This window comes from Brevundimonas sp. (assembly GCF_023259385.1).
Lineage (GTDB): Bacteria > Pseudomonadota > Alphaproteobacteria > Caulobacterales > Caulobacteraceae > Brevundimonas.
The window spans coordinates 2,238-11,057 of sequence record NZ_JAHFPF010000101.1; the positions used below are offsets into that span (position 1 = coordinate 2,238).

Consider the following 8,820-nt stretch of genomic DNA (forward strand, 5'->3'; position numbering starts at 1 on the left):
CGCTGGAGCCCGCGCCCGTCACCCTGTGGCGCAAATATTTCTACCGCGCCGACCGCGGAAACTGGACCGCCGGGGCCCAGCTGAAGCGTCTGGTGTCGTTCAAGGAGCTGAACCTGATCGGCGACTGGCCGATGAAGGGCAAGTTCGACGTCATCTTCTGCCGCAACGTGGTCATCTATTTCGACGACGCCACGCAGGAGAAGGTCTGGAACCGGTTCACCCCGCTGATGAACCCGGGCGCCACCCTCTACATCGGCCACTCCGAACGGGTCGCCGGCGCGGCGATGTCCCGCCTGCAGACCAGCGGCCTGACCACCTACCAGCTCGGGACCGCCGCATGAGCCGTCCGGTCACCGTCCTGGTCGTCGACGACAGCCCCACCATGCGGGGGCTGCTGACGGCCGCCCTGCGCCGCGATCCCGAGATCGAGGTCGTCGGCTCGGCCGCCGATCCGCTCGAGGCCCGCGAGGCGATCAAGCGGCTGAACCCGGACGTCATCACCCTCGACGTCGAGATGCCCAACATGAATGGGCTGGAGTTCCTCGAGAAGATCATGCGCCTGCGGCCGATGCCGGTGGTCATGGTTTCGACCCTGACCCAGGCCGGGGCCGAGACGACCGTCGCGGCGCTGGAAATGGGCGCGGTCGACGCGATCGGGAAACCCATGGACGGCACCCCCGCCGCCACCGCCTTCGCCGAGCTGGCGACCAAGGTGAAGACCGCCGGCCGCTCGCGCGTCCGCGCTCGGGGCGACGCGCCCGCGGCGCCACCGCCGGTCGATACCGACTATCGTCCGGATCCGAACCATGTCCTGGCCATCGGCGCCTCGACCGGCGGCGTCGAGGCCCTGCTGACCATCCTGCAGGGCTTCCCCGCCGACTGCCCGGCCACGGTCATCACCCAGCACATGCCGGCGACCTTCACCAAGAGCTTCGCCGCCCGCCTGGACAAGGTCTGCGCCCCGACCGTCTCCGAGGCCGAGGACGGCGCGCCGGTGAAGCCCGGCCACGTCTACATCGCTCCCGGCGGCGAGGCTCATCTGGAAGTCTCCGGCGCCTCCCCGCGTTGCCGCCTGGTGCGCAGCGAGACCGTCAACGGCCACCGTCCATCGGTCGATGTCCTGTTCCACTCGGTCGCCCGCCTGGGCCGTCCCATGACCGGCGTCATCCTCACCGGCATGGGCAAGGATGGGGCCCAGGGCCTGCTGGCCATGCGCGCCGCCGGAGCCCGGACGCTGGGCCAGGACGAGAATTCCTCGGTCGTCTACGGCATGCCGCGCGCCGCCCATGAGATCGGCGCCGTCGAGCGCCAGCTCCCGCTTCACCGCCTCCGTCCCGCCATTCTCGACCTCTGCGCCGCGTCCCCCCGCGCCGTAACGCCTGCCGCCTGAAGGATTCCGCATGCCCTCCGCCGCCGCCCTGAATGTCCTTGTGGTTGATGACCAGCTGACGATGCGTTCGCTGGTCCGCAACAGCCTGCAGCAGCTCGGCGTGCGCGAAATTCGTGAGGCCGCGGACGGCGAGATCGCCCTGCGGGAGGTCGTGACCAAGCCCGTCCATCTGGTGATCTCGGACTTCAACATGCCGAACCTGGACGGCCTGGGCCTGCTGCGCGCCATCCGCGCCCACCCGCCGATCCAGACCACGGCCTTCATCATGCTGACCGGCCGCGCCGACCGCGAACTGGTCCAGCGCGCGGTCCAGTTCGGCGTCAACAACTACCTGGTCAAACCCTTCACCGTCGCCCAGCTGAAAGAGAAGCTGGAAGGCGTGTTCGGACCGCTGACATGACCCCCGCCCAGTCTTCGGACCGCGGCGAGATCCGCATCCACGTCGGCCAGGGCGAGCACCATGTGACGGCCGATCCGTCGGTCATGCTGACCACGGTGCTGGGCTCCTGCGTCGCCGCCTGCCTGACCGATCCTGTGGCCGGCGTCGGCGGCATGAACCACTTCCTGCTGCCGGACGGCGCGGGCGCCGGGACAGACGCGGGCCGCCGTTACGGCGCCTATGCGATGGAGCTGCTGATCAACGAGCTGATCAAGGCGGGCGCTCGCCGCGAGCGGCTGGAGGCCAAGCTGTTCGGCGGCGGCCGCATGTTCGACAGCCTGCGCGATGTGGGCATGGCCAACGCCGACTTCGCCGAACGCTTCCTGCGCGACGAAGGCATCCGCGTCATCGGCGGCAGCTTGCGCGGCGCCGGCGGACGCCGGCTGCACTATTGGCCCGTCAGCGGCCGCGCCCTGCAGCGCGGCGTGACCGACGCCGCCACCGTCCCGACGCGTCCCGCGCCCATTCTTCCGCCGGTGGTCGCCGGCGGCGAACTGGAGCTGTTCTGATGCCCGCGGACGCGCCTGCCCTGCTGGCCGCCCTGGCCGCCGAGATCGGCGACGTCCGCGCGGGCGTGGACCGCATGTCCACCCTCGTTTCCGACCTGGTGCGCCGCCTTCCCGCCGAGGACCGGGCCGAGGCCCTGACCGACGCCCAGGCGCTGGACGTGCTGATCCAGCGCCTCGACGCCGTGGCGGGCGTCCTGCACGGCCTGTCTGATGGCCAGACCTCGGCCGACGCCGTCTCCACCGTCCTGCTGGCCGATATGGCCGGCCGACTGAAGGGCGAGACGCCTGCGTCGCCCGCTGTCGCCGCCCACCCGCCGCCCGCCTCGGGCGATGTCCTGCTGTTCGACTGATCCCATGTCCGCCGCTTCCTCCCAGTCCGCCGCCAACACCCGGGTCAACCTCGAGCACTCGACGGTCCTGCTGATCGACGACAATCCCAAGTCGCTGGATATGCTCAGCTCGATCTTCCACGGCTTCGGCGTGAAGGAGCAGATCAAGTGCGAGAGCGCGGCCGAGGCGGCCGAGATCGTCAAGCGCCGCGCCGTCGACCTGATCCTGGTCGACTGCTCGATGCCCGAGATGGACGGCTATGACTTCACCCGCTGGCTGCGCCGCGAGACCCCCGCGCCGACCCGCCACACGCCGGTGATCATGCTGACCGGCCACGCGGCCCAGTCCAGCATCCAGAAGAGCCGCGACTGCGGCGCCAGCTTCGTGGTCGCCAAGCCCCTGACCCCGACGGTGCTGCTGCGCCGGATCCTGTGGCTGGGCGGCGACGAGCGCGAGTTCGTGGAGTGCGAGACCTACGTCGGCCCCGACCGCCGGGTGCGCAATTTCGGCCCGCCGCTCGGCGAGCCCGGCCGCCGCGCCGGCGACCTGTCCACCCACGTGGGCGAACCGGCCGAGGCGAACATGGATCAGTCCGATATCGACATGCTGATGAAACCCATGCGGGTGGCCCTGTGACCCAAGTGCGCACGACGAAGATCAAGAGCTCGCTGGCGAAGCAGCTGGAACGGCCGGGCGGTCGCACCATCGCCGACGCCCAGCGCCTGGCCGAGGCCGGCCTGCAGAGCCACAAGGCCGACATCATGGCCGACCTCGGCCGCCTGATCGGCCAGCTGGAGGATCTGTGCGTGGCCGCCGCGCCGGAGGGCCGGGAACGGGTCTACGTGCTGGCCGCCGCCCTGGTCGACCTGGCCGGCTTCTTCGACACCGGACCGCTGTACAGCGCCGGCTACAGCCTGTGCGACCTCAGCGACCGCATGCGCGCCCCCGCGCCGTGGAACTGGCCGGCGGTCGAGGTGCATGTGAAGGCTCTGCGCCTGATCCATACGGGCGGCTGCAAGGCCGGGGCCGAGTCCGACATCCTGCTGGCGGGGCTCCGCAGCGTGCTGGGCGCGTTCACGGCGGCGGCGTGAGGCCAGTTTTCTCCCTCCCCCGAAGTGGGGAGGGATGTCGGCGCGAAGCGACGACAGGGTGGGGAATTTCGGTTCGCCGCCGTTCCCCACCCGTCCCGCTTCGCGGTCCACCCTCCCCATGAGGGGAGGAAGATTTACTATCCGAACCTCGCCTTCAGCTCGGCCTTGACCACCTTGCCCGCCGCGTTGCGGGGCAGGGGGCCGTCGATCACGAAGATCTCCACCGGCGTCTTGAACGCCGCCAGCCGCGCCGCCGTCAGCGCCTTCAGCGTCGCCGCGTCCACCGTCTGGCCGGGCGCCAGCGAGACCACGGCCACCGGCTCCTCGCCCAGCACCGGATGCGGCCGGGCGATCAGCGCGGCCTCGGCCACCGCCGGGTGGTCGAACAGCACCGCCTCGACCTCCTGGCAGTAGATGTTCTCGCCGCCGCGGATGATGATGTCCTTCTTGCGATCGACGATGAAGCAGAAGCCCTCCTCATCGATCCGCGCCAGGTCGCCGGTGCGCACCCAGCCGTCGACGAAGGTCGCGGCGGTCTCCTCCGGCCGGTTCCAGTAGCCCTTGACCACATTGGGCCCATAGGCCAGCAGCTCGCCGACCTCGCCCGCCGGCAGGTCCGCGCCGTCCGGACCGACCACCTTGATCGCGCTGACCGGCATGGCCGGGCCGCAGCTGTCGGGGCGGTTGACGTAGTCCTCGCCGAAATGATGGGTGTGGGTGGCCGAGGTCTCGGTCATGCCCCAGCCCGATCCCGGCGAGGCGCTGGTCCGGTCGGCGATCTGGCGCACCAGGTCCGTCGGCGCCGCCGCCCCGCCGTAGGTCACGGTCTCCAGCGAGGACAGGTCGTATTTGTCCCGGTCCGGATGCTGCAGCAGCTGGATCGCCACCGTCGGCACCCCGCCGATCAGGTTGATCTTCTCCCGCTCGATCAGCATCAGCGCCTCGGCGGCGTCGAACCGGCGCTGGCAGACCAGCGTCTGCCCCGTCACCAGCGCGGGCAGCAGCAGGGCGTTGCAGCCGGTCGTGTGGAAGAAGGGAATGGACACCAGTCCGACCTTGGCCGGGGCCGCCGGGTCCGGCGTCGGCGGCGCCTCGCCCCGGCGCACGAAGCTGCGGACATAGGAATACAGCCCCGCCACCGCGCCGCAGCCGGCGTTCCGATGGGTGCCCAGCGCCCCCTTGGGGAAGCCGGTGGTGCCGGAGGTGTAGAAGATCGCCGCCGGATCCTCGGGGTCCAGCGGCACGCCGGGCATCTCGCCCGCGGGCAGGTCCGCCCAGGTCGCCGGGGCGCCGATGACGGCCTCCAGCCGGCGCACGCGCGGATCGCCGACCGCCTCGGTTCCGCGGCAGACCAGCACGTCGGCCAGGGCCGTCAGCTCCGGCAGGTGGGGCGCGATCCGTTCCAGCCGCTCGATGTCGACGATGGCGACCGTGCTGCCCGAGTCCGCCAGTCCGTAGGCCAGCTCCGCCCCGGTCCACCAGGCGTTCAGCGGCGTGGCGACGGCGCCGCACAGGGCGGCGGCGAAGAAGGCCACGGGCCATTCCGGCAGGTTGCGCATGGCGATGGCGACCCGGTCGCCCTTCTTCAGCCCGCGCGCCTTCAGGTCCGCGGCCAGCGCCAGGGTGGCTCTCGCGAAGGCCTCGTACGACACCCGTTCATCGCCGTAGACGATGAAGGTCCGGCCGCCCCACTGGCGTCCGGCCATGAAGCTGTGCAGCAGCGTCAGCGGCGCGTTCTTCCAGATCCGGTAGGGCCGCCCCTCGATCACGGCGTCGACGACCTCGAACGGCGAGCCCGGCGCGGTCAGGGCGGCGGTCGCGTGGGCCAGGGGCAGGGCGGGCCACGGGCGTGTGGTGGTTTCGGTCATCTGGCGCTTCCTGGTCGGGTCCGCCGCTTTGCGCGGTCTGGTCTGGCGCCACACTGACCCCGATTACCGCAACTGATCAAGGTTCAGTTGGTCGCAGCAAGGCGGAGTCGGAAACGGGCGGAGCCTGGCGCTCCGCCCGTGCCCTCGGTTTACTGATTGCGGCCAGTGCTCCGCGCCGCCTGATCGATCACGTCGGCGACCTCGTGCGGCCGGGACACCATCGGAACGTGGCTGGCCTCGATCTCGCGCACTTCGGCGCCGATCTTGCGCGCCTGCTGGCGAAGCATGGCCGGGGCGATTGCCGCGTCCTCCGTGGCGACGATGAACCAGCTCGGACGTGTTCTCCAAGCGGCTTGGGTCACCGGCGTTCCAAAGACCGACATTGCGATCGGCACCTGAGAGTCGCGCATGAAGGCGGCGTCCGCGTCATTCACGTCAGCGGCGAAGCCTTCCTGGAAGCGCTCGGGGTTGATGAAGCCGAAGCCGTCGGCCTGGGTGTCGATGACGAAGGTCGAGGGGATGCCAAAGCCTTCGTACTGGTCGCCGGCCGTCTCGCCCACGTCCGGGGTCAGGGCCGAGACATAGACCAGACCCTTCACCTTGTCGTCCACGCCCGCCTCGGTGATCACCACGCCGCCCCAGGAATGGCCGACCAGGATGACGCCGCCCTCCTGGCGGGCGATGGCGCGCCGCGTCGCCGCCACGTCATCGGCCAGCGAGGTCAACGGGTTCTGGACGATCGTCACTCGGTAGCCTCGGGCGGTGAGGTCATCATAGACCCCGCGCCAGCCGGAGCCGTCGGCGAAGGCGCCGTGCACCAGCACGACGTTGCGGACGCTTTGATCCACGGGGATGTGTTGAACGGACTGGGCCTGGGCGGCTCCGCCGATGCTGGCGGCGCCGACGGCGGCGAGGAGGATGTTGCGGAACGTGATCATGGTGGTCTCCTGTCGATGGTGTGAGCGGCGCTGACCGCGCGGGGAAGAAAGTCCCGCGACAACTTTTATCGCGATAAATGAACGTATCGATGAGGGCGGGTTTGTTGTCAAGCGAATAGTTGTCGCGATATAGGTTGCGCCGTATCGCAGGACTGGATGCCGTCATGACCGCCCGCTCCGGGCCCGTTCCAATGGAAGATCAGCTGTGCCCCTGGGCGGCGAGCGGCGTCGCAAGCCTGACTTCTGTCGGATCGATGGGGCGTCCACGACGTCAAACCGTCGGTATGGTCCCTCCGTCGATGACGTAGTCGCCACCGTGGATGGACGACGCCCGGTCCGAGGCGAGGAAGGCGATCAGCTCGGCGATCTCTTCGGGCTCGGCGGGGCGACCCAGCGGGATGCCACCCAGGCCCGCGAGCACGCTCTGTCGGGCGTCCTCGATCGTGCCGCCCGTACCCTCGGCGATCCGTTCGAGCAGTCGCCCCGCCGCCTCGGTCATGATCCAGCCGGGGGAGACGACATTGACCCGCACGCCTTTCGGGCCAACCTCCTTGGACAGCGCCTTGCTGTAGGTTGTCAGCGCCGCCTTGGCCGCGGCGTAGGCTGTGGTGGAGTCAGGCAGCGGCAGCCGCCCCTGGATCGATGAGACGTGGATGACGGCTCCGGAGCCGCGCGCGATCATCTGCGGGACCAGCAGGCGATCAAGGCGAACCGCCGGCATCAGGTTGATATCGAACTCTGCCCGCCAGTGGTCGTCGGTCAGGGCCGAAAAGCCGCCTGCCGGCGATGACGACCCGCCCACGACGTGAACCAGGACATCGACGCCGCCCAGCCGGCTCATGGCCGCGTCGGCCAGGGTCTCGCAACCGTCAGGCGCCGCCAGATCGGCCTGGATGAACTCGACTCCGTCGAGGCTGTCCGGCGTGGCGCGGGCGGCGGTGATCACGCGGGCGCCGCCGGCCAGGAAGCGCTGCACGGTCGCCCGGCCGGCGCCCTTGGTGCCGGCGGTGACGAGGATGCGTCGGCCTTCAAACTCGGTGGGATCCGGACGGGGCATGGTCATCCGATCTCCAGGGCGCGGATGACGTCGCCCTTAAGCGTAAAGCGCAGGGTGAACCGTAGCGGACTGCCCTTGAAGTCGCCGCTGGTCACGCCGTCGACGACCACCTGGCCATTCTCCTCGCGATGCGTTTCAGGGGTGAAGATCGCCCGGGCGGCGATGGTCGCGTCCTGGATCCAGGTCCGGAGTTCGGCATGGCCTCGGTGCTCTCCGCCGTCGTCTTGCACGACGCCGTCGGGGGCGAATGGCCGCAACATTCCCTCAGGATCGAGGCGGGCATTAGCCGCGACATAGTCGGCTATGGGCTTGGGAAGGGCGGTGGCCATGTGGCTCTCCGGTTCGGGTGGTTGCCTGGGACCCAAACTGGAAATAAGCTGCGAAGATGGCAAGTACGGACGAAAAAGTAAGGTACTCACCTGAAGGTGAGCGCATCGACTACACGCCGTGGACGGCGGCCTCAAGCGCGCAGAACGTCATCCGGATTCTGGAGGGGCGATGGAAGCTGGTGATCCTGTTCCAGCTCTTCGGGTCGAACGTCCGCCGGTTCTCGGAGCTGGAACGGGCGATACCGGGCGTGTCGCAGAAGATGCTGATCCAGCAACTGCGACAGCTCGAACTTGACGGAGTGGTGGCCCGGATCGTCCATCCCCAGGTCCCGCCCAAGGTCGAGTATCACCTTACGGAATGGGGCCAGTCGCTCTGCCCTGTGCTCGACAAGCTCCTGACCTGGGCCGAAGCTGCGCCTCTCGACGTCCGTGATCGCCTGATCGAGACAGAGAGGAGCTAGCCGAACGGGGCGAGCAGATGTTCGATGTAGATGCTCGATCACATCGACTCTGGATGATATAGCTATCCGATTGTTTACCAGAAGGTATTTCTGAAAAATAGCTTAGCGTCAGAGTCGACCCAAGTTCGTTCCTGTCGACTCAAACGGGCCATAAGCTCCTAAGCACCGACTCAGTTCTGCCCCCCGCCGAAGCTCAGCCTTGACTTCGTTGGTGGCTTATCTCGGCGATCAGACGATCAGCGTCCTCGCGTAACCAGATGCAGGCTTTGACCATTCTGTCTAACGGTTGAACAACTGTCCGGTGCGCCTTCGTGTGCCTGAACGCCTCCCCATCGAGACGAGATCTCATTTCTCCACCCAGCATATAGCGATCATTGAATTGCATCAGTTCAGTAAATCGTATGTCGT

At 68.7% G+C, this 8,820-nt stretch carries 13 protein-coding genes; 8 read left to right on the forward strand and 5 right to left on the reverse strand.

Annotated elements, in window-relative coordinates:
* The 7 genes from Q0C81_RS09325 to Q0C81_RS09355 form a co-directional block, all read left to right on the forward strand.
* Nucleotides 1-341: CheR family methyltransferase (locus tag Q0C81_RS09325; RefSeq protein WP_291836798.1), on the forward strand; the 341-nt coding region annotated here is incomplete at its 5' end.
* Nucleotides 338-1,390 carry a chemotaxis response regulator protein-glutamate methylesterase gene (locus tag Q0C81_RS09330; RefSeq protein ID WP_291836800.1) on the forward strand — a complete coding sequence of 351 codons (1,053 nt, stop codon included), beginning with the start codon at nt 338-340 and terminating at the stop codon, nt 1,388-1,390. The genes Q0C81_RS09325 and Q0C81_RS09330, both read left to right, overlap by 4 nt.
* 10 nt (nt 1,391-1,400) lie before the next feature.
* A complete protein-coding gene (locus Q0C81_RS09335; protein ID WP_291836802.1) occupies nt 1,401-1,790 on the forward strand; it encodes a response regulator in 390 nt (129 codons plus the stop codon).
* Nucleotides 1,787-2,338, forward strand: a complete 552-nt coding sequence (locus Q0C81_RS09340; protein WP_291836805.1) for a chemotaxis protein CheD — start codon at nt 1,787-1,789, stop codon at nt 2,336-2,338. Before Q0C81_RS09335 ends, Q0C81_RS09340 begins: the two co-directional genes overlap by 4 nt.
* A complete protein-coding gene (locus tag Q0C81_RS09345) occupies nt 2,338-2,688 on the forward strand; it encodes a hypothetical protein (RefSeq protein WP_291836808.1) in 351 nt (116 codons plus the stop codon). The genes Q0C81_RS09340 and Q0C81_RS09345 overlap by 1 nt, the downstream gene beginning before the upstream one ends.
* 4 nt (nt 2,689-2,692) lie before the next feature.
* Nucleotides 2,693-3,304 carry a response regulator gene (locus tag Q0C81_RS09350; protein ID WP_291836810.1) on the forward strand — a complete coding sequence of 204 codons (612 nt, stop codon included), beginning with the start codon at nt 2,693-2,695 and terminating at the stop codon, nt 3,302-3,304.
* Nucleotides 3,301-3,759, forward strand: coding sequence for a chemotaxis protein CheE (locus Q0C81_RS09355; RefSeq protein ID WP_291836812.1), 459 nt, complete (start codon nt 3,301-3,303; stop codon nt 3,757-3,759). Before Q0C81_RS09350 ends, Q0C81_RS09355 begins: the two co-directional genes overlap by 4 nt.
* Nucleotides 3,760-3,896: 137 nt before the next feature.
* Here the strand turns inward: Q0C81_RS09355 and Q0C81_RS09360 are convergent, their stop codons facing one another.
* The 4 genes from Q0C81_RS09360 to Q0C81_RS09375 form a co-directional block, all read right to left on the reverse strand.
* Nucleotides 3,897-5,627, reverse strand: coding sequence for a class I adenylate-forming enzyme family protein (locus tag Q0C81_RS09360; RefSeq protein ID WP_291836814.1), 1,731 nt, complete (start codon nt 5,625-5,627; stop codon nt 3,897-3,899).
* A 149-nt stretch (nt 5,628-5,776) separates the two neighbouring features.
* Nucleotides 5,777-6,565 (reverse strand): alpha/beta hydrolase, encoded by a 789-nt coding sequence (locus Q0C81_RS09365; RefSeq protein ID WP_291836816.1) that lies wholly within the window; start codon nt 6,563-6,565, stop codon nt 5,777-5,779.
* Nucleotides 6,566-6,836: 271 nt separating this feature from the next.
* Nucleotides 6,837-7,628 (reverse strand): SDR family oxidoreductase, encoded by a 792-nt coding sequence (locus tag Q0C81_RS09370; RefSeq protein ID WP_291836818.1) that lies wholly within the window; start codon nt 7,626-7,628, stop codon nt 6,837-6,839.
* Complete coding sequence (locus Q0C81_RS09375) at nt 7,625-7,951, reverse strand: nuclear transport factor 2 family protein (protein ID WP_291836820.1); 327 nt, start codon at nt 7,949-7,951, stop codon at nt 7,625-7,627. Before Q0C81_RS09375 ends, Q0C81_RS09370 begins: the two co-directional genes overlap by 4 nt.
* Before the next feature lie 56 nt (nt 7,952-8,007).
* On the opposite strand from Q0C81_RS09375, the gene Q0C81_RS09380 reads away from it, so the two are divergent.
* Entirely contained in the window at nt 8,008-8,412 is a 405-nt protein-coding gene (locus Q0C81_RS09380) for a helix-turn-helix domain-containing protein (RefSeq protein ID WP_291836822.1), read from the forward strand.
* A 193-nt stretch (nt 8,413-8,605) separates the two neighbouring features.
* Here the strand turns inward: Q0C81_RS09380 and Q0C81_RS09385 are convergent.
* A partial coding sequence (locus Q0C81_RS09385; RefSeq protein ID WP_291836824.1) for a hypothetical protein occupies nt 8,606-8,820 on the reverse strand: 215 nt, incomplete at its 5' end.